We start from the raw sequence: 20,311 nt of genomic DNA, 5'->3' as shown, positions 1-20,311 counted from the left end.
ATCAGCGCATCAATTTGGGCAGTTCGCCGGTTAGCCCCGCGGCTTCTCTGATAAACCTGCGCCGTAGTCCGGGCATGGCATTGACCACACCCATTCCGATGTCACGCCCAAGTCGCAACAATGGGTTATCGTTGGAAAACAGTTTATTAGTCAGGTCTGTCGCGGCAACAAGCGTGGCGGTGTCAAACCTACGCCATTGCTCATAGCGGTCTAAAACCAGCGGTCCTGCGATGTCTTCGCCCCGTGATTTGGCCTCGCTGAGTACCTGAACCAAAGCCCCTACATCACGCAGACCAGCGTTTAACCCCTGGCCTGCGATGGGATGCATTCCATGTGCAGCATCGCCGACCAGGGCAAGCCGCTCGGCGACAAAGCGATTGGCGACGGACAGAGTTAAGGGATAGGAAAAACGGGCGCCTGCCAGAGAAATCCCCCCGAGAAAATCGCCAAACCTAGGCCGCAAGACATCAAGGTAATCCGCGTCACTTAAAGCCTGAATCGCCTTGGCGTTTTTATCAGTTTCACTCCAGACAATTGAGCTGCGATTGCCGGAAAGCGGCAAAATTGCCAAGGGCCCAGGCGGCATAAAGAATTGATGGGCGACCCCATCGTGCGGTTTTTCGTGATCGATGGCACAAACCAAAGCGGTCTGCCCATAGGCCCAGCCAGTCCGTTTAATGCCAGCTCGTTTCGCCACGCCACTTTGTCGACCATCACAGCCAACCAGCAACTTTGCATAAAGTGTTTTACCAGATGCCAGGCCGACTTCGACACCCTGGTCTGAAATCTTTTGGGCGACAACACTGTCTTCGGAAATCACCGAAATTCGATCTTCGTTCTGAACCGCATCCAAGAAAGCACGATATAGATAGCGATCTTCAAGCATGTAGCCCATCGGGCCTTCTTCAAGCTCGGCCTGATCAAAGTGCAAAAAGAAGGGAGAAGGCCCTTCTCCTGCGCGCCCATCGCTGACCTTAACGTGCAGCATGGGCTGTGCGTCCTGACTGACCGCAGACCAAACCCCAATTGCGTCCAAAAGGCGCTTTGACGCGAGGGCCAGGGCATATCCCCGCCCATCAAAATTGCTGTCAGCCCTGGCGCGAATCGGTCTTGCGTCGATCATGGTGACCGAAAAACCTGCTTGGGCCAGTCCAAGCGCAAGAGCGGGGCCGTTTAAACCACCGCCGGCAATTAAGATATCGCTGTCATAATTCATAGGTCTTACTATGCTTTTGGCTTCGGGATTGTCCATGCGTTGCATGGACGCTAACGTTCACAAATTGCATTTTGGAGAGCGACCATGTTTGATTGGCTAAAGATGAGCGCGGCAAAACTGGGTCGTAGCATTGGCGAAGGCGCAATTGATCCGGTTGCGTTGACGCAGGCTTTCCTTGGGGCAATCGATAGTCATGATCATGGGGCTAGAATATATGTAGAGGTCACGCGAGATCGAGCGTTGGCCGAGGCAGAAGCCGCAGCAGAGCGCGCCCGTGCGGGTGCGCGGCTTTCGGCATTGGATGGGGTACCCATAAGCTGGAAAGATCTGTTTGATTCCGCACATACCCCGACTCAAGCGGGTTCTGCGCTGCTCAAAGGTCGAACCCCCGACCGCGATGCTACGGTGTTGAAAACCGCTTCTCAACTGGGTTTGGTTTGTTTGGGCAAAACCCATATGTCTGAATTGGCCTTCTCGGGACTTGGCTATAATCCCGTCACCGAAACGCCACCCTGCATCAACGATTTGAATGCTGTTCCTGGGGGGTCTTCCTCTGGTACGGCGACGTCAGTTGCGTTTGGTTTGGCAGCGATTGGGATTGGGTCAGACACCGGTGGCTCGGTGCGTATTCCGGCCGCCTGGAACGATCTGGTTGGTCTAAAAACCACATGGGGGCTTTTGCCTGACGACGGTGTTGTGCCTCTCTGCAAAAAATTTGACACCGTTGGCCCGATTTGTCGCACTGTCGAAGATGCAGCGCTTTCCTTGGGTATCCTTGAAGGTAAATTAGCGGTCGATCTGGCAGGCAGCACTCTTAAGGGCAAACGGTTCGCCATATTGGAAACCGCCGCATTTGATGACGTGCGTGAGGCACCGCTTAAGGGATTTGACACTGCGATTGAGCGTTTCAAAGACGCGGGGGCAGAAATTGAGCGCTTTCAATCCCCCGAGGTTGCACGGGCACTATCGCTAAGTGCGCCGTTGTTTACAGCCGAGGCCTATGGTTTGTGGCGTGATGTGATCGAAGCAAACCCCGATTTGATGTTCCGCGAAATACTGGCGCGGTTTAGATCAGGAAGCGGGTTTTCCGGCCCCGATTATGTTTCCGCTTGGGCAGAATTGGAAGATTTACGCAAACGCTGGCACGCCCAAGTAGCGCGGTTTGACGCGGTTCTGTGCCCTACCGCGCCAATCTTGCCGCCCAACTTGAAACGTTTGGAAAATGATCACGACTATTATCTGACGGAAAACTTGCTGGCCTTGCGCAATACGCGCATCGGTAATTTGCTTGGCCTATGTGCCATCAGCTTGCCCACAGGTATTCCAAGCTGTGGTGTTATGATGATGGGCACGCCATTTGGCGAACAACGCTTGCTGCGGTTGGCTCATGCGGCAGAGCGAGCCTTGGTGTAAAGAGCTTGGCGCAAATGCCACAACCTTAGGGAATCTCCGGGTTTTTCTGGACGAAATGGCTTTGCTTGGCTAGGTTATCCACAAACGGGGCAAAATGATCCCGACAACTGAGGCAGTACTATATGTTCCCCGAGCGGTTTTCGAACCTTCCGGCTTATGCGTTTCCGCGCTTGCGGAGCCTTCTGGACTCTCATGAGCCCGGCGGTGATGTCGTACACATGACAATCGGCGAACCAAAGCACACTTTCCCCGATTGGGTCTCTCAGATTATTGCTGACAATGTCGCAGGGTTTAATCGCTATCCGCCAAACGACGGTACGCCAGAATTACAACAAGCGATTGCGGATTGGGTCAAGCGCCGTTTTGATGTCGCACTCGATCCTGCAACACAGGTTATGGCGCTCAATGGAACGCGCGAAGGGCTGTATAACGCCGCGATGGCGCTGTGTCCTGAGACAAAGAATGGCGAACCACCGCTGATCTTGCTGCCCAATCCATTCTATCAAGTCTACATGGTGGCGTCGATTTCTGTGGGGGCCGAACCGTACTTTTGCGCCGCGACGGCAGAGACTGGGTTTTTGCCAGACTATGCGTCGCTGCCCGAAGAGGTGCTGAAACGTGTGGCGATTGCCTATATTTGCTCGCCATCCAATCCACAGGGCGCTGTGGCCAACAAGGCTTATCTGACCAAATTGATTGCGTTGGCAGAGCAATACGATTTCAAAATTTTCGCTGATGAGTGCTATTCCGAAATCTATCGGGGTTCAGCGCCTGACGGAACGTTGGCTGTGGCCACAGAAATGGGCGCAGATCCCGAACGCGTTTTGATTTTTCACTCGCTTAGCAAGCGCAGCAATCTACCCGGATTACGGTCGGGGTTTGTTGCCGGTGGGCCAGAGTGTCTAAAGCGTATCAAACAACTGCGTGCCTATGCTGGCGCGCCTTTGCCTTTGCCCCTGCAGCGGGCGGCAGAAAAAGTCTGGGCAGATGAAGCGCACGTCAAAGAGAACCGCCGGCTCTATGCCGAAAAGTTTGAGATCGCGGATAAGATTTTTGCTGACATCCCCGGCTATACCAGCCCAGTTGCAGGTTTCTTTTTGTGGTTGCCGGTCGATGATGGCGAAACGGCTGCGCTGAAACTTTGGAAAGAAACAGGTGTGCGGGTGCTTCCAGGCGCATATCTCAGCAAAGACAGCAACGGGGACAATCCCGGCAAAGCATATATCCGGGTCGCTTTGGTGGCCCCAAAAAACAACGTTGAGGCGGCGCTGAAAACCATTCGCGCCTGTCTGTACGAATAAGTCGAGGTAAGAGATGGCATATCAGGCACGCGGTCGCGATCCGCTTCTGGACAGCAACATGCAGGCAGCGATTGAAAAGCGCGGCAAAGAGCTGATTGGCATTGCCCTTTTGTTGGTTGGTGCATTGGTCGCAATGATGCTCGCAACCTACACTCCTGACGATCCAAATTGGATTTTGGCTACAGATGCGCCGGTTCAGAATTGGTTTGGGCGGACTGGAGCAACGATCTCAGCAATGTTAATTTTGGTTTGGGGTTTCGGAAGTTGGGCAATTGTTCCTGTAGCCATTGCTTGGGGATTGCGCTTTGCCTTCCATCGCGGAGAAACTTTAGTCTGGCGTGCTATCTTTTCACCCATCGCATGGTTTTTGGGAGCTGCATATGCCTCTACATTAGTACCGCCTGAGGGTTGGACCGGCATTCAAGGACTAGGTGGATTTTTTGGCGATACGTTTGTTGGAGTAACTCTGAACATTCTTCCGATCAGTGCGCTGATAGGGTTAAAAATCATCTCTTTGGTACTCGGCCTGGGTACTCTTGCTCTGATCCTGTTTGTCATGGGGTTCACACGCCCAGAATTGAATTTTATTGGCCGTTTTCTATTGGTCGGGGTCATCATGAGCTATGCGTCGTTAATGACGCTACTTGGGCGTGGTGCCACTGGGGCCGTCAGCGCAGCGCAAACAATGCAAGCAAGACGAAACGAACGTCGCCTGCTGGCCCAAGAAGCCGCCGCAGCTGAGGCAGCCCATGCCGAACCTACGTCTAGCCCGAAGCGCATTCGTCATGCGCAGACCGAAGATCAGTATTCAAATGCATATGCAGAGCCCGATCCAGTGTTGGAAGAGGCCCCCAAATCGAGCCTTTTGGCCCGCGTTCCAAATCTTATAAAGCGCGCAGAGCCGATGCCAGAGCCGGAATTGATTGTTCAGGATAGCGTTGCCGATGTCCGTGATATGCCAGGCGATGATCGTATCAAAGCCAAAATTGCGGATGTCATCAAAAGCCGGGTGCGCAGCAATAAGCCAGTCTACGCACCAGATATCGCGCCTGTTACCAAAGGGTTGGGACGTGGACCACAACCGCTTGTTCTGCAGACACAAAGCGAAGGTGAACTGCCCGCGGAACCGCCATTGACGGCACCCGCAGCTGTGCCCATTCCCGCAGAGCCGCCTTTGACTGCACAGCCACAAACACAGGTGCCGACGCCCGAAGACTTTGGGCAAGCCGCCCCTTATGTTGAGGCAATCGAAGAGCCTGAAACGGCGACCGTTGTGCCGTTGCAGCGTGTGATGCCCCAGACACCTGCGCCGGCTGCACCGAAAATTCCTGTAGCAGAGCCGCGCAAAGTTGTTCAACATCAGCCGCGCAAGCAAGTACAGCCTTCTGCACGCGCCAAAGCCGAAGCTCAGCCTCAGCTGGCATTTGATGAAAAAGCAACGGCTTTTGAATTGCCACCTCTGAATTTGTTGGCCAGTGCTGATAGCATCGAGCGACGCCCACTTAGTGATGATGCGTTAGAAGAAAACGCCCGCATGCTGGAAACAGTATTGGATGACTATGGGGTTAAAGGCGAAATCGTTTCGGTCCGCCCAGGCCCTGTCGTTACAATGTACGAACTTGAACCCGCGCCGGGTCTGAAAGCCAGCCGTGTCATCGGGCTGGCTGATGATATCGCACGTTCTATGTCAGCGCTTTCAGCACGGGTCTCCACCGTGCCTGGTCGTTCTGTAATTGGTATCGAATTGCCAAATGATCACCGGGAAATGGTGGCCTTCCGCGAAATTCTGTCGTCGCGGGATTATGAATCAGGCAATCGCAAACTTCCGCTCGCCCTGGGAAAAGACATTGGTGGTGATCCAATTGTAGCCAACCTCGCGAAAATGCCTCACCTCTTGATCGCCGGGACAACGGGTTCGGGTAAGTCTGTGGCGATCAACACAATGATTCTGTCATTGTTGTACAAGTTGACCCCCGAAGATTGCCGCATGATCATGATCGATCCCAAAATGCTGGAATTGTCGGTTTATGACGGAATTCCGCACTTGTTGTCGCCCGTTGTGACGGATCCCAAAAAAGCGGTTGTTGCGCTGAAATGGACCGTTGGTGAAATGGAAGATCGCTATCGGAAAATGTCAAAAATGGGTGTGCGTAACATCGACGGCTATAACAGCCGCGTTGCAGATGCCCTGAAGAAAGGCGAGACCTTTAGCCGTACGGTGCAAACTGGTTTTGATGACGAGTCCGGTGAACCGGTCTTTGAAACCGAAGAGATCATTCCAGAAAAGATGCCGTATATCGTCGTTATTGTCGACGAGATGGCTGATTTGATGATGGTGGCTGGCAAAGAAATCGAAGCCTGCATCCAGCGTCTGGCGCAAATGGCACGTGCATCTGGCATTCACTTGATCATGGCGACGCAGCGCCCTTCGGTTGATGTTATCACTGGGACAATCAAGGCCAACTTCCCAACCCGTATTTCGTTCCAGGTGACGTCGAAAATCGACAGCCGCACGATTTTGGGTGAGATGGGCGCCGAGCAACTATTGGGCATGGGGGACATGCTGTATATGGCCGGTGGTTCAAAAATCACCCGTTGCCACGGCCCATTTGTCAGCGATGAAGAAGTCGAAGAAATCGTTAATCACCTTAAGAGTTTTGGTGAACCAGAATATGTCGGTGGTGTTGTGGATGGCCCCAAAGAAGGCTCAGCAGATAACATCGACGCTGTGCTTGGTCTGGGTGGCAACACAAATGGCGAAGACGCGCTGTATGATCAGGCCGTGGCCATAGTGATCAAGGACCGCAAGTGTTCGACGTCTTATATTCAACGCAAATTGGCGATCGGCTATAACAAGGCTGCGCGTCTGGTTGAGCAGATGGAAGACGAAGGTTTGGTTTCGGCAGCCAATCATGTTGGCAAACGCGAGATCCTTGTGCCCGAACAATGATTTGAGCAGATAAAGGCCGAAAATTGAATAAATCTAAGGGGGCGGGATGTAACCGCCCCTAATCTTTCCTAGGTTAAGTTTATGAAACCGATGAAACTGTTCTTGACCCCAGCCCTTTTGGTCCTGATGGCAACGCCGTCTTTGGCTGAAAAGCTATCACTTGACGAAATCTCTGCCTACTTGAACACGCTTAAGTCCGCAGAGGTGAGCTTTACGCAGATCAATGATGACAATTCAATTTCCACCGGGCGGCTATTGTTAAAACGCCCCGGGCGCGCGCGCTTTGAATATGACCCACCCGAGGCTGCCCTCGTCATGGCTGGCAGCGGGCAGGTGGCAATTTTTGACAAGAAGTCCAATGAACCCCCAGAAAACTATCCTCTGCGGCAGACACCTCTTTGGGTCATTTTAGAGCCGAATGTTGACCTGAAGCAACGCGATATGGTTGTCGCCCACAGCTATGATGGCACGGCCACTACCATAACGGCGCAGGACCCCAAACGCCCTGATTATGGGTCTATTGATCTGGTTTTCACTGGCGCGCCGGTAGAGCTGCGCCAATGGGTGATCAAAGATGGCAACGGTGGGGCGACCACCGTGATTCTGGGTGAAATGAACCAGAATGTTAAACTTGCAAACCGCCTGTTTAACATCGAACGATTGAAGACCCTTCGTGCGCCAAATGACGAAGATTAGGCAAAGAGAAAGAGCGCCGATGGCGCTCTGACTGTTTTATCGATAGCGACGACAGTTTGAGAGTTGGCGTTTATATGTCACCGATCGGTTGGCGACTTCGCCGGAAACGCGCACAAGCCATGCTTTATTGCGATAGGTGCCGCGTGCAAACCCTGTATGCCCCTCGTGATAGGCCAAGTATTGATTACGCGCATCGGTCAATGCGATGCCATTCTTTTCGCGGGTTTGGTTCATATACCAACCAATAAAGTCGGTTGCGTCGAAAATATCATCGCGGTCAGCGCCTCTACGCCCGGTGTCGCGCTTGTAGCCCTCCCAGGTTGCATCCAGCGCCTGCGAGTAGCCATATGCACTGCTTTGGCGACCCATCGGTAAAACGCCTAAGGCAAAACGCAAAGGGGTTCTGGCGTTCCCGACAAATTTGCTTTCTTGGTAAATCGTCGCCATTTGCACATGCGCTGGGACCTTCCAACGCCGTTCAGCGGCTTTAAAGGCGCGAGCGTATTTGGGGCGCTGCTTTAAGATCGAACATGCATCATTTAAATTTCTGGGCGCCGAGAAATTGCCTCCGCCGCAGGCCGCGACAAGGAGGAAAAGCAATAGGGCGCGAAAGGGTCTGCTCATAGGGCTCTCGCATATGTTGTTTTTCTCTATCATACGCGTAATTCGTGATTTTTGAAATCACAATACATCGGGTTTGCCGCAGGCTGTCAGCAAGACTTTGCCTGTGTGCGTCTGCTTGACTGTTATAAGGGCGTCCACAGTCTGTTTCCGCAAAAATGGCCGCAATAAATGGACAAAACCCCCTTGAAAGCGCTAGATTTGACGGGTAAGGGCTGCAACTTATGAACACATCACGCGCGAAATATCATCTTGGCCAGATTGTACGCCATAGAAAACACCCCTTTCGCGGGGTGGTTTTTGACGTAGACCCTGAGTTTTCAAATACCGAAGAATGGTATGACGCGATTCCCGAAGAGAGTCGCCCGACACGGGAACAGCCGTTTTACCATTTGCTGGCTGAAAATGATCAAAGCTATTACGTGGCCTATGTGTCCGAACAGAACTTGATTGCCGATTATTCAGGTGAACCGGTTGATCACCCTGATATCAGCGATTTGTTTGGCCCATTTGAAGACGGCCAATATCCGTTGCATTTCAACATGAACTAAAACAGGCCGTGTCTTTAGTACCCTAAAGCACAGCCGTCTTTGCGCGGATCAGACGCACCTTCTAGAACACCATTCTGATGGATTGTGATCGACTGAGCGCCGCCAATGGGAGACTCTGGTACTGTGATGTCGTGCCCCATCGTTTCTAGGGTTTGCATCACATTTGCCGCATAGCCTCTTTCGATGTTCAGTTTGCCATTTTCAAAAAAGCAGCGCGGCGCGTCGATTGCGGCTTGTGGCGATAATCCAAAGTCCAGCATGTTTGAAATAAGCCGTGCATGACCGGTGGATTGATATTGGCCTCCCATGACACCAAAAGGCATAATCGGTTTTCCAGCATCGGCAAGCATACCCGGAATGATAGTGTGCATTGGGCGTTTGCCTGCGGCTAGCATGTTTGGATGCCCCTCTTGTAGCGAAAACCCTGCTCCTCGGTTTTGAAACAGAATGCCAAATTTATCAGAAGCGATGCCAGACCCAAAGCTATGGAAAATGGAATAGATCAGCGAAACAGCCATGCGATCTTGGTCAACAACCGTGATGTAAACTGTGTCCTTGTGAACATCCTCTGCCAGAGATGTCGTGGGGGTCATCGCATTTTTCGGGTCTATCAGCGCAGCAAGTTGCTTGGCCAGGCCCTCTGACAACATATGGTCAAGTCGGGTAGTGTGGTTGGGATCTGCCATGAAGCGGTTACGCGTGTCATAGGCTAGTTTTGTGGCTTCGGTTTCGATATGGGCGCGCATCGCTCCGAAAGGATCCATCGATGCGATGTCAAAGTGCGAGAGAATATTGAGAAGCAAGATTGCCGTTGCACCCTGCCCATTAGGTGGATGTTCGAATAAAATGCGTGTTTTGTAACGCCCTGATATCGGTGTAGTTGCAAAGGAGGCCGCGGTCTCAAAATCCTCAAGTGTATGTACGCCGCCAAGCGCTTGTAGGCTCTGCACCATGTCATCGGCAACTTCGCCGCAATAAAATCCATCGTGACCCTGTTGCGCGATGCGACGCAGCACTCTGGCCTGACCAGGCGCGCGGAAAATCGCACCGGTATTGGCAGGTGCACCATCAATCAGATAATGAGATCTGGCATTTCCTTGCAGAAATTGTGCGGCATTTGTCCAGTCATGCGCAACGCGAGGGGCTACAGGCACGCCAGTCTCTGCATAATCGATGGCGGGGGCCAGTATCGCCTCTAATCCCAATTTGCCCCATTCTTCAGACAGCTTGCAAAAAGCTGCAACTGCAGTGGGTATAGTAACAGCGTCGGCACTGTGGGTTGGAACCGCAACATGACCCTTGGCCCGCAAGGCAGCTGCAGAACTATTTTTGGGCGCTGTTCCTGATCCATTATGCGCCAAAATTTCATCAGATCCAGCCGGTGAAAACAGCGCAAAACAGTCTCCGCCGATACCCGTCATTTGCGGCTCGCAAATGCCAAGCAGGACTGCCCCAGCAATCGCGGCATCCATCGCGTTTCCACCCTGGCGTAAAACTCCTATCGCAGCCTGCGCGGCAAGTGGGTGCGAAGTTGCGCACATTCCATTTTGGCCAAACACCTCTGACCGACCTGGAGAGTGAAAATCGCGCATCTTGTCTGTCCTTGCTTGTGATAGCTAAAACTTATGCGTGAAAACTCAATTTGCCAATCGCTCTATTTGGAAATGATAATTGGAATACGGTAAGTGACGTGATTAATGTGATCTTTGCGCAAATAGGTTAGGTTTTCAGCCAAAGCGTGCACAAGTGACCAGCCCCATCCGCCCTCTGGCATCTTATGAAGTGGTCGGTTTATGTTTGGCGGCAAACCTAGTGGCAACGTGCCGTTGGGCATTGCTGTACCATTGTCGCGGATATGAAATTGCAGCACCGATTTACCAGTCCTGCATTCAATGCAAAACCAGCCATCTGGCCTGTGGCCAATGCCGTGTTCGACAATGTTGTTTAAAATCTCCGCCAATACGATTTCCATAGAGGAGACGGTAAGTTTATTGATGCCGGTCGCGTGTAATTCACTCCGAAAGACGCACAGTGCTTTGCGCACATCAGCAATCTGAGCATGAGGAAGGGAATGGTAGTTTATTGTGGCGATTTTTGGCATGCGGATTTTTTCTAAAGCCTAACAAAACTTGGTCGCATCTGGCTAGGCGCTCAACGCGATATCCAATGTGCCGTAGATGGTAAAAACTGTATCCATGCGCGTAAGTTGAAACACTTTTTTAACTGCTTTTGACAAGCCGACCAATTCAAACGGACGGGCTTCGCCATTTTGTTTCATCGCACCCACAATGGCACCAAGGCCACTGGAATCAACAAATTCCACCTGTGTCATGTCCAAAATAATCCGGTCTGACGCGACCTCTGTTTCAACGCGCATCGCCTCTTTGAATTGCAACGCAACAGATGCGTCAATGCGATTGGCTAGAATTGTGATCACAAGATCAGGTCCTTGGAAATTGCTTGATAACTTCATATTTACCCTCATTTTCTATGGCCATACCGAGAAAATACGCAGAAATTGTTACCATTCCGTGAGCGACGCCACGTCGTTTCCTTGTGACCATTCCCAAGTGAAACCGAGGTGCTTAAGACATAACGCAACGCAAAGCTATTGGCGCTGCTGACATCGCCAAAGCAAGTTTTTGACCAAGAGGCATGACATGAAATCAGTAATAATCGCAGGCGCGTCCCGGACACCGATGGGTGGTTTTCAAGGTGTTTTTGATGGTGTCGAAGCGTCTACTTTGGGCGGGGCTGCGATTGCAGCCGCGTTGAAAGATGCCAGGGCAACGACTGCAGATGAAGTTTTGATGGGTTGTGTTTTGCCTGCGGGTCAGGGGCAGGCTCCAGCGCGCCAAGCTGGCTTCAAAGGTGGACTGGGCGAAGAAGTTCCAGCAACGACGCTGAACAAAATGTGTGGCTCAGGCATGAAAGCGGCAATGATGAGTTTTGATCAGATTGCTCTGGGTCATGCTGATGTGATGATTGCAGGCGGCATGGAGAGCATGTCAAACGCGCCTTATGTTTTGCCAAAGATGCGAGGCGGCGCGCGATTGGGCCATCAGCAAGTGCTCGACCATATGTTTCTAGATGGTCTAGAAGATGCCTATGACAAGGGACGACTGATGGGCACCTTTGCCGAAGATTGTGCAGAATCCTTTCAGTTTACGCGCGAAGCGCAAGATGAATACGCGTTGAAATCTTTGTCCAATGCGCTTGAAGCGCAAAAATCGGGGGCCTTTGACGGCGAAATAGCGGCTGTAAGCCTTAAGACCCGCAAAGGTGAGGTTGTTTTTGTCGAAGACGAGCAGCCCGCCAAGGCCCGTCCGGAAAAAATTCCAGCATTGAAACCCGCGTTTCGCAAGGAGGGTACAGTGACGGCGGCCAATTCTTCATCCATCTCAGACGGCGCAGCTGCTTTGGTGGTCGCTTCTGAGGACGTGGCGCATGAACGTGGCATGAATATCCGAGCGCGGATAGTGGGACACGCTTCACACGCGCAGGCCCCAAATCTGTTTACCACTGCACCGGTTCCAGCAGCCCAGAAACTGCTCAAAGCAATCGGTTGGACAAAAGAAGACGTTGATCTTTGGGAGATCAACGAGGCCTTTGCAGTGGTTCCGATGGCCTTTATGCATGAAATGAATTTGTCGCGCGACATTGTGAACGTAAACGGTGGCGCATGTGCGCTTGGGCATCCTATTGGGGCCTCTGGAGCACGTATCATGGTGACATTGTTGAACGCCCTGGAAAAGCGTGGACTAAAGCGTGGTGTTGCAGCCATCTGTATTGGTGGTGGCGAAGGTACGGCCATCGCGATAGAGCGGGCCTAATTCTCGGTTGACCCTGGTAGCAATTGGCTGGCATTTAACCGCTCTATTAATTGGAGCTTCAAATGCCAGTGAATTATGACGACCTAAAAAACTCTGTTAATGCGCTCACGCACGGCGAAAATGACTTGGTGTCTTTGATGGCCACCGTTGCTTGTGAAGTGCACCATTCAGACTCCCGGTTTAACTGGACAGGGTTTTACCGCGTAGTGGCACCAGAATTGTTAAAGATTGGCCCCTACCAAGGCGGACACGGTTGTCTTGTTATCCCCTTTTCACGCGGCGTTTGTGGTGCAGCTGCGCGCACGGGCGAGATTCAAATTATTCAGGATGTCGAGGCATTCGCTGGGCATATTGCCTGCTCGACGACGACGCGCTCAGAGTTGGTCTTGCCGGTTCACAATAGTGCGGGCCAGCTCTTGGGCGTTTTTGATATCGATAGCGATCTTCCTGATGCGTTTTCCGAGAAAGATGCAAAACACTTGTCTGCGATTCTTGCCGAGGTCTTTCAGAACGTCGCTGGGCCAGCCCTTCAGAGCTGAATTTTTCTAAAAAAACGACAAGATTTCTGCGAAATACGCGAGCGGCAGCAGCGCGTGAAAATTTTGTTTGATTTTTCACCTAAATTGCCCATCATGAAAAAGTAACCAATTTTTTCACGAGACGGTAGGCGATCATGCTGCATAGTGACTTGGCCAAGGCAAAAACCTTAGGTGTCGATCTTCGAGCATTGCGAAAAGCGCGGGGTTTGACACTCAGCGATCTTGCCCAAATGCTCGGGCGGTCCGTTGGTTGGGTCAGTCAGGTCGAGCGGGACAAATCAGAACCCTCAATTTCAGATTTACGGGCCATAGCAAAATGTTTGGATGTGCCGGTCTCGATTCTATTTGGCCAGCAAAGCGCCCCTGCGCAAGAACAAGGCTATGTGGTGCGAGCACACGCCCGACGGGCGATGGGCCCTGGTGAAGAAGGGCTAACAGAAGAGTTATTATCTCCTGATCTTACCGATGATTTTGAGATGGTTCATTCGACCTTTCAGCCCCATTCAGTGATGCAATCTCAGGCAAAGCGACCAACGCAGGAAGTTGGATATATCATCTCAGGAAAGCTCGACCTGCTCATCGGTGATCAAGAATTCACAGTGGGGCCGGGGGATAGTTTTCGTATACGCGGAGAGACGTATCGCTGGATGAACCCCTATGACGACGCGGCTGTGGCCATTTGGGTTATCGCGCCGCCTGTTTACTGAAGAAACGCAAACCTTTGGGGCAACGTGCCCTGCAAATATTGAAATCTCGCTGCCTTTGGCAGCCCGTATCGGTGGTGTGATGCCACTTTTCTTGGAGGTCAAATGTCTAATTTTCCCAGCACGGCACGTGTTGTCATTATTGGTGGCGGAGCCATCGGCGTGTCTACACTGTATCATCTGGCCAAAGCGGGCTGGACCGACTGTGTCTTGTTAGAAAAGAACGAGTTGACCGCAGGGTCAACTTGGCACGCCGCGGGCAACTGCCCAAATTTTTCCGCTTCTTGGGCAGTTATGAACATGCAGCGCTATTCGTTAGAGATGTATCGGACGTTGGCAGACGACGTTGACTATCCGATGAATTATCATGTTACGGGTGCTTTGCGCTTGGGGCACACCAAAGAACGGATGCAAGAATTTGAACGCGTCGCTTCCATGGCGCGCTATCAAGGCTTGGAAATGGATATGATGACGCCAAAAGAGGCGCTTGATTACTATCCATTTATGGAGACACACGATTTAGAAGGTGTCCTATGGGACCCTCTGGACGGCGATATTGATCCGGCGCAGCTGACGCAGGCGCTTGCCAAAGGTGCACGTGATCTGGGGGCGAATATCCAGCGGTTTTGCCCAGCCACAGGTGTCAGCCGCGAAGCCGACGAATGGGTTGTGCATACGGAAAAAGGCGACATCAAGTGCGAGTTTGTTGTGAATTGCGCAGGCTATTATGCAAAACGAGTTGGCGAGTGGTTTAAGCCCTTCGGTGGACGCGATGTGCCTTTGACTGTTATGTCTCATCAGTACTTTCTGACTGAGGAAATTCCCGAAATTGAAGCCTGGACCAAAGAAAACGGTCGCAAGCTGCCTATGGTTCGTGATGTTGATAGTTCTTATTATCTACGTCAGGACAAACATGGTTTGAACCTTGGGCCCTACGAACGAAACTGCAAAGCGCATTGGGTGACCTCCGAAGACCCGATGCCAAAAGACTTTAGTTTTCAGTTGTATCCTGACGATCTTGACCGGCTGGAATGGTATATTGAGGACGCGATGGGACGGGTGCCGTTGCTTGGTACATCAGGCGTTGGCCGCGTGATCAATGGGCCAATCCCCTATGCGCCAGATGGTTTGCCGATGATGGGGCCAATGCCCGGTGTCAAAAATGCATTTGAGGCACATTCCTTTACATTTGGCATTGTGCAGGCCGGGGGCGCTGGCAAGACAATGGCCGAGTGGATCATCGAAGGTGAAACCGAATGGGATATGTGGGCGGTTGATAGCCGGCGTTATACGGCACATGCCGATTTTGATTTCTGCCTGAACAAAGCGCTTGAAACCTATGGTCATGAATATGCGATGCATTTCCCACATCACGAATGGCCAGCCGCCCGTAACAAAAAACTGTCCGCAAATCATGATCGTCTAGTTGCTGATGGCGGGCAGATGGGTGCCTATAATGGCTGGGAACGTGCCAATTGGTTCGCCAAAGACGGGGATGACACTTCTGAGGCCGCCACTGAGACATGGGATCGCAATGGCCCATGGGCGGCGCGTGTTAAAGAAGAAGTAGAAGCGGTGCGTGACGGTGTCGGCGTCATCGATATGTGTGGTTTCTCGCGTTTTAGCTTAACGGGCCAGGGTGCCGCTGAATGGCTTCGCACGCAAGTTGCTGGTGCTTTGCCTAAAGTTGGCCGTATGAACCTTGTTTATTTTGCGGATTCGCGTGGGCGTATTGTCACAGAAATGTCATGCATACGGCACGAAGACGATAGGTTTACGCTGATGACCGCAGCTGTTGCGCAATGGCACGACTTTGAATTGCTATGGCGCAACCTGCCTAATGGCTTGGAATTGGTGGACTTGTCAGACAGCCACACAACCATGCTGGTGACCGGTTCGAAAGCACGCAACCTCTTTGAAAAAATTTCAGATGCGGACCTGTCTTTGGGGTGGCTAAGCCATCAGTCGGCAGAAATTTCTGGGCGGGCCTGTGCAATGGCACGTGTTTCTTTTGTCGGAGAGCTTGGTTGGGAAGTACATTGCCATGTCGACAGTGCCGCAGCGATTTATTCTGCTGTGCGCGAGGCAGGAGCAACTCCGTTTGGTATGTTTGCCCTAGATTCAATGCGCATCGAAAAAGGCTATCGTACTTGGAAAGGCGATCTGTCAAGCGACTATTCTTTGCTTGAAGGCGGCCTTGAACGTTTCGTTCGCCTTGAAAAACCACAAGATTTTCCTGGAAAATCTGCCCTTCAGGCCGAAGCAAAGGCGGGCGCAAAGAAGGGGTTTGTGACCTTGCTGGTTGATGCCGGAGACGCAGATGCGCCCTATATGTCCACCATCTGGAAAAATGGTGAAGTTGTCGGTGAGACAACGTCAGGAAATTTCGGGTACCGTGTGAATAAATCCATTGCGCTGGGCGTGGTGCGTGCAGATCTGATGGCAGCGGGCACAGAACTTGAGGTCGAGATATTCGGACAAAGGTGTCGCGCAACTGTTCAGGTCGATGCACCGCTTTGGGACCCTGCAAACGAGCGATTACGCGAATGAAAATAACGGAACCCCATCCTAACTGGCACATAGACATAATTGTTGCCGATGGCTTCGTTCTGACCGAGATGGCCGCCGTGGTCGACACGCTGCGTATTGCCAACCGGGTTAGTGCGTTGCCGCCATTTGGGTGGACTTACCGTTCAAAAGACGGAGGCGTCGTAGCGGCAAGCTGCGACGCATTTGTGCATACAGAGCCATATACAAATAGACCTGACGCGAATTATGCTTTCGTGATTGGAAACTCTAATCCCGATTGTCCGGCGTTGGCGCTTGGATCGGTTATCTCGTCCTATACATGCCGCCAGGGACAGGTTTTTTTACTTGCCGAAGCTGCCAGCCGGTACATCAAAGACAGTGGAACCGATGCCTCGGTCTTTACAACGCATTGGGAAAACGCTGAATTCTTAAAAGAGCGCTCGCGACACCTTGAACCAAACACCGCCATTGCTTCGGAGCACGGCGGCGTCATCACCTGTGCCGGCATGGAGACCACGGTTGATGTGTCATTGGCGCTGATTGGTCGGCATGTTTCGTCGGCCACCAAGTTGACCGTCGCCAACATTTTACTGCACGACAAGATCCGTGATTTCTCTACGCAGCAACCCTTCTCTGGGACCAAAGGTACCAGCACGGGTGATCGGGACCTGGATCAGTGTATTGAAATCATGCAAGCCAATTTTGAAGATCCGTTGCCCATTGGCGAGCTTGTCGGCGTGATGGGCATGTCTAACCGTTCACTTGAGCGCAAATTTAAATCTCATTTGGGGACCACACCGAATACCTTCTACCGAGAACTCCGCCTTGCAAAAGCTAATAATCTCTTGGTGAATACCAATATGACTGTGCGCGAAGTTGGCCTGGCATGCGGGTTTTCTAATGGATTTTCGGGCCTTTACAAAAGCGTGTATGGAATGACACCTCTGGCTTTGCGAAAGCGTCGCCGCGCAAGCTAGATTGTGTAACCGCTGACAGTCCAAATGGTGCAATTTCCGACATACGTGTCGAAAATCAGGCATTCTGTCCCGCTTCCCGATGTCAGTCTGTCGGTGAATAGATTCTTTTGGAGTGAGCGTAATGAGCAACATACCTACCAAAGCGCGTGTCGTTATCGTCGGGGGTGGCGTTATTGGGTGCTCTGTCGCCTATCACTTAGCAAAAAAGGGCTGGACTGACATTGTATTGCTGGAGCGTAAACAACTGACGTCAGGCACAACATGGCATGCCGCTGGCTTGATTGCGCAGCTGCGCGCAACCAAAAATATGACCAAACTCGCAAAGTACAGCCAAGAACTCTATGGCACACTAGAAGCGGAAACAGGCGTTGCAACGGGATTTAAGCGAAACGGGTCTATCACTGTTGCGTTGACCGAAGAACGCAAGGAAGAAATCTATCGTCAGGCTGCCATGGCCCGCGCCTTTGGCGTCGAGGTCAACGAGATCTCTAACGAACGCGTTTTGGAACTTTATCCGCACATAAATCTTGAAGGCATCAAGGCCGCTGTGCATCTGCCGCTGGATGGGCAGGGGGACCCTGGCAACATTGCATTGGCCTTGGCAAAAGGGGCCAAACAGCGCGGCGCATTGATCAAAGAGCGCACAAAAGTCACAGGCTTTGTCAAGGAGGGCCCTAAGGTAACGGGCGTTGAATGGCAATCGGATGACGGGGCGGAAATTGGTACTATCGAGTGTGATATGATCGTGAACTGCGGTGGCATGTGGGGCCGCGAAGTTGGTAAAATGGCGGGCACTAGCGTTCCACTTCAGGCCTGCGAGCACTTCTATATTGTCACTGAAAACATTGACGGCATGACGCAATTGCCAGTATTGCGCGTGCCGGATGAATACGCGTATTACAAAGAAGATGCGGGCAAAATTTTGCTGGGCGCTTTTGAACCAGAGGCCAAGCCTTGGGCCGTCAATGGCATTCCAGAAAACTTTGAATTTGACCAATTGCCCGAAGATTTTGATCATTTTGAACCGATTCTAGAGATGGCTGTAGACCGTGTTCCGTTGCTCGCCGAGGCCGGAATACACACTTTTTTCAACGGACCGGAATCGTTTACGCCAGATGACGCCTATCATCTGGGCCTGGCACCAGAAATGGAAAATGTCTGGGTGGCGGCTGGCTTCAATTCGATCGGTATTCAGTCTGCAGGTGGCGCTGGAATGGCGCTTGCAGAGTGGATGGACGCTGGTGAAAAGCCGTTTGATCTTGGCGATGTTGACATCAGCCGTATGCAGCCGTTCCAGAGCAACGCCCAATATTTGAAAGAGCGGTCCAAAGAAACACTCGGCTTGCTTTTCAAAGACCATTTTCCATTCAAACAGAAAGAAACTGCACGTGGCGTGCGTCGTTCGCCAGTCCATCATCATTTGCTAGAGCGTGGTGCTGTGATGGGTGAATTTTCCGGCTGGGAACGTGCAAACTGGATCGCCGAACCGGGGCAAAAAGCCGAATACCAATACAGTTGGAAGCGGCAAAATTTCTTTGCAAATGTCGCTAAGGAACACCGTGCAATCCGTGAAAACGTCGGCATGTATGACATGTCGTCATTTGGCAAAATCCGCGTGGAAGGCAAAGACGCAACTGCCTTTATGAACTATATAGGCGGTGGACAATATGACGTTCCAGTTGGCAAGATTGTCTATACGCAATTTCTAAACCAAACCGGTGGAATCGAAGCTGATGTGACCGTGACTAGGTTAAGCGAGACGGCTTATCTTGTGGTGACCCCTGCAGCGACCCGCCTTGCTGACCAAACATGGATGCGGCGCAACCAGGGGAATTTCAATGTAGTTATTACCGATGTGACCGCTGGCGAAGCTGTCTTGGCGGTGATGGGCCCCAATTCTCGCAAACTGCTTGAAATGGTAACACCCAACGATTTTTCCAACGCGGTCAACCCGTTTGGCACTGCTCAAGAAATCGAACTTGGAATGGGCTTAGCCCGCGTTCATCGCGTTACTTATGTCGGCGAGCTTGGTTGGGAGGTCTATGTGTCCTCAGACATGGCTGGCCATGCGTTTGAAACCCTATGGCAGGCCGGTGAATCCATGGATCTTAAATTGTGTGGCATGCACATGATGGACACGGCGCGTATAGAAAAAGGCTATCGTCATTTCGGACATGATATCACTTGCGAGGATCATGTGATCGACGCGGGGCTTGGATTTGCGGTTAAGACCGACAAACCTGATTTCATTGGTCGTGGTGCTGTTCTGGACCGCAAAGAAAGCGGCCCACAAAGCCGAATGCTACAGTTCAAATTAGCGGATTCGGAGCCACTGTTGTATCACAACGAACCGATTTTGCGGGATGGCGAAGTCGTCGGATACTTGACGTCTGGGGCTTATGGGCATCACCTTGGTGCTGCAATTGGGCTGGGTTATGTGCCTTGCGCCGGTGAAAAGCCAGCCGAACTGCTAGCCTCGCAATTTGAAATTGATGTGATGGGCACACGGGTCAAAGCAGAAGCATCTTTGAAGCCCTTGTATGACCCAACGTCGGCGCGCGTAAAAGCTTGATTTGCCTAAGACTTAATTGGCCCTTCTGGGCGGTATTTATCCATGACCCGGTCAAGCAATTCATTTGTTATGGCCGGGTTTTCTGTTTGGAGACAAGGCAGTAATTGGGCTTTGTTTGTGCGTTGTCTGTCACCATTTGGCTGATGGTCTGGCGCTGGCCTAACATTTTCAAAGCAACGCTTAAAGACCTGCTCTGGTACCGTTAAATCAACGGAAATCTCTTGGGTAGGGCGATGCCCGCGTTCCAGCGTAGCAGAGGTCGCCACAGAGGCCAGGCTAAGGCCGCCCATGATCATTACAGCGGCATAGGGTAACAGTTTCATCACAGCATCCATTCTTGTTGTAGCTGTTAAACGGCGCTCACAATTTTTTCCGTCGCCCATCACGAAAAATCATAGGTTGGCTGACT

17 protein-coding genes are annotated in these 20,311 nt (G+C 51.9%); 11 read left to right on the top strand and 6 right to left on the bottom strand.

The genetic code is table 11. The annotated features are described in order from the left end of the window. Position 1 precedes the first annotated feature (1 nt). Complete coding sequence (locus tag ABXG94_RS12770) at positions 2–1,216, bottom strand: UbiH/UbiF/VisC/COQ6 family ubiquinone biosynthesis hydroxylase (RefSeq protein ID WP_353534934.1); 1,215 nt, start codon at positions 1,214–1,216, stop codon at positions 2–4. Positions 1,217–1,300: 84 nt separating this feature from the next. Between ABXG94_RS12770 and ABXG94_RS12765 the strand changes: the two genes are divergently transcribed. From ABXG94_RS12765 to ABXG94_RS12750, 4 genes are all read left to right on the top strand, one after another. Beyond that, positions 1,301–2,629, top strand: a complete 1,329-nt coding sequence (locus tag ABXG94_RS12765) for an amidase (RefSeq protein ID WP_353534708.1) — start codon at positions 1,301–1,303, stop codon at positions 2,627–2,629. Between the two features lie 122 nt (positions 2,630–2,751). Continuing rightward, positions 2,752–3,930, top strand: coding sequence for an aminotransferase class I/II-fold pyridoxal phosphate-dependent enzyme (locus ABXG94_RS12760; RefSeq protein ID WP_353534706.1), 1,179 nt, complete (start codon positions 2,752–2,754; stop codon positions 3,928–3,930). A gap of 13 nt (positions 3,931–3,943) precedes the next feature. Continuing rightward, positions 3,944–6,880 (top strand): DNA translocase FtsK, encoded by a 2,937-nt coding sequence (locus ABXG94_RS12755; protein WP_353534704.1) that lies wholly within the window; start codon positions 3,944–3,946, stop codon positions 6,878–6,880. Positions 6,881–6,961: 81 nt separating this feature from the next. After that, entirely contained in the window at positions 6,962–7,576 is a 615-nt protein-coding gene (locus ABXG94_RS12750; protein WP_502901704.1) for a LolA family protein, read from the top strand. A gap of 36 nt (positions 7,577–7,612) precedes the next feature. Here ABXG94_RS12750 and ABXG94_RS12745 read toward each other — a convergent pair whose 3' ends face one another. Continuing rightward, on the bottom strand, positions 7,613–8,200 hold the full coding sequence (locus ABXG94_RS12745) for a transglycosylase SLT domain-containing protein (protein WP_353534703.1): 588 nt from the start codon (positions 8,198–8,200) through the stop codon (positions 7,613–7,615). Between the two features lie 221 nt (positions 8,201–8,421). Between ABXG94_RS12745 and hspQ the strand changes: the two genes are divergently transcribed. Further along, a complete protein-coding gene (hspQ, locus tag ABXG94_RS12740; protein ID WP_353534702.1) occupies positions 8,422–8,748 on the top strand; it encodes a heat shock protein HspQ in 327 nt (108 codons plus the stop codon). Between the two features lie 14 nt (positions 8,749–8,762). Here the strand turns inward: hspQ and ABXG94_RS12735 are convergent, their stop codons facing one another. The 3 genes from ABXG94_RS12735 to ABXG94_RS12725 all read right to left on the bottom strand — a co-directional run bounded on the left by ABXG94_RS12735 (position 8,763) and on the right by ABXG94_RS12725 (position 11,221). Beyond that, the gene (locus tag ABXG94_RS12735) at positions 8,763–10,340 is read right to left on the bottom strand and encodes a gamma-glutamyltransferase family protein (protein WP_353534700.1); all 1,578 of its coding nucleotides are present in this window, start codon (positions 10,338–10,340) and stop codon (positions 8,763–8,765) included. Between the two features lie 62 nt (positions 10,341–10,402). After that, on the bottom strand, positions 10,403–10,849 hold the full coding sequence (locus ABXG94_RS12730) for an ATP-binding protein (protein ID WP_353534699.1): 447 nt from the start codon (positions 10,847–10,849) through the stop codon (positions 10,403–10,405). Positions 10,850–10,891: 42 nt separating this feature from the next. Further along, positions 10,892–11,221, bottom strand: coding sequence for an STAS domain-containing protein (locus tag ABXG94_RS12725; RefSeq protein WP_353534698.1), 330 nt, complete (start codon positions 11,219–11,221; stop codon positions 10,892–10,894). Positions 11,222–11,408: 187 nt separating this feature from the next. Here ABXG94_RS12725 and ABXG94_RS12720 point away from each other — a divergent pair, with 187 nt between their 5' ends. The 6 genes from ABXG94_RS12720 to ABXG94_RS12695 all read left to right on the top strand — a co-directional run bounded on the left by ABXG94_RS12720 (position 11,409) and on the right by ABXG94_RS12695 (position 19,902). Beyond that, entirely contained in the window at positions 11,409–12,581 is a 1,173-nt protein-coding gene (locus tag ABXG94_RS12720) for a thiolase family protein (protein WP_353534696.1), read from the top strand. Between the two features lie 62 nt (positions 12,582–12,643). Beyond that, positions 12,644–13,120 carry a free L-methionine (R)-S-oxide reductase MsrC gene (msrC, locus tag ABXG94_RS12715; RefSeq protein WP_353534695.1) on the top strand — a complete coding sequence of 159 codons (477 nt, stop codon included), beginning with the start codon at positions 12,644–12,646 and terminating at the stop codon, positions 13,118–13,120. 134 nt (positions 13,121–13,254) lie between these two features. Continuing rightward, positions 13,255–13,827 (top strand): helix-turn-helix domain-containing protein, encoded by a 573-nt coding sequence (locus ABXG94_RS12710; protein WP_353534694.1) that lies wholly within the window; start codon positions 13,255–13,257, stop codon positions 13,825–13,827. 102 nt (positions 13,828–13,929) lie between these two features. Beyond that, entirely contained in the window at positions 13,930–16,374 is a 2,445-nt protein-coding gene (locus ABXG94_RS12705; RefSeq protein ID WP_353534692.1) for a GcvT family protein, read from the top strand. Next, the gene (locus tag ABXG94_RS12700; protein WP_353534691.1) at positions 16,371–17,330 is read left to right on the top strand and encodes a GlxA family transcriptional regulator; all 960 of its coding nucleotides are present in this window, start codon (positions 16,371–16,373) and stop codon (positions 17,328–17,330) included. Before ABXG94_RS12705 ends, ABXG94_RS12700 begins: the two co-directional genes overlap by 4 nt. Before the next feature lie 121 nt (positions 17,331–17,451). After that, positions 17,452–19,902 carry a GcvT family protein gene (locus tag ABXG94_RS12695; RefSeq protein WP_353534690.1) on the top strand — a complete coding sequence of 817 codons (2,451 nt, stop codon included), beginning with the start codon at positions 17,452–17,454 and terminating at the stop codon, positions 19,900–19,902. A 5-nt stretch (positions 19,903–19,907) separates the two neighbouring features. Here ABXG94_RS12695 and ABXG94_RS12690 read toward each other — a convergent pair whose 3' ends face one another. Further along, on the bottom strand, positions 19,908–20,225 hold the full coding sequence (locus tag ABXG94_RS12690) for a hypothetical protein (RefSeq protein ID WP_353534688.1): 318 nt from the start codon (positions 20,223–20,225) through the stop codon (positions 19,908–19,910). Between the last annotated feature and the right edge of the window lie 86 nt (positions 20,226–20,311).

It is taken from the genome of Cognatishimia sp. WU-CL00825 (assembly GCF_040364665.1).
Taxonomy (GTDB): Bacteria; Pseudomonadota; Alphaproteobacteria; order Rhodobacterales; family Rhodobacteraceae; genus Cognatishimia.
This window is presented reverse-complemented; position numbering and strand designations above follow the sequence as displayed.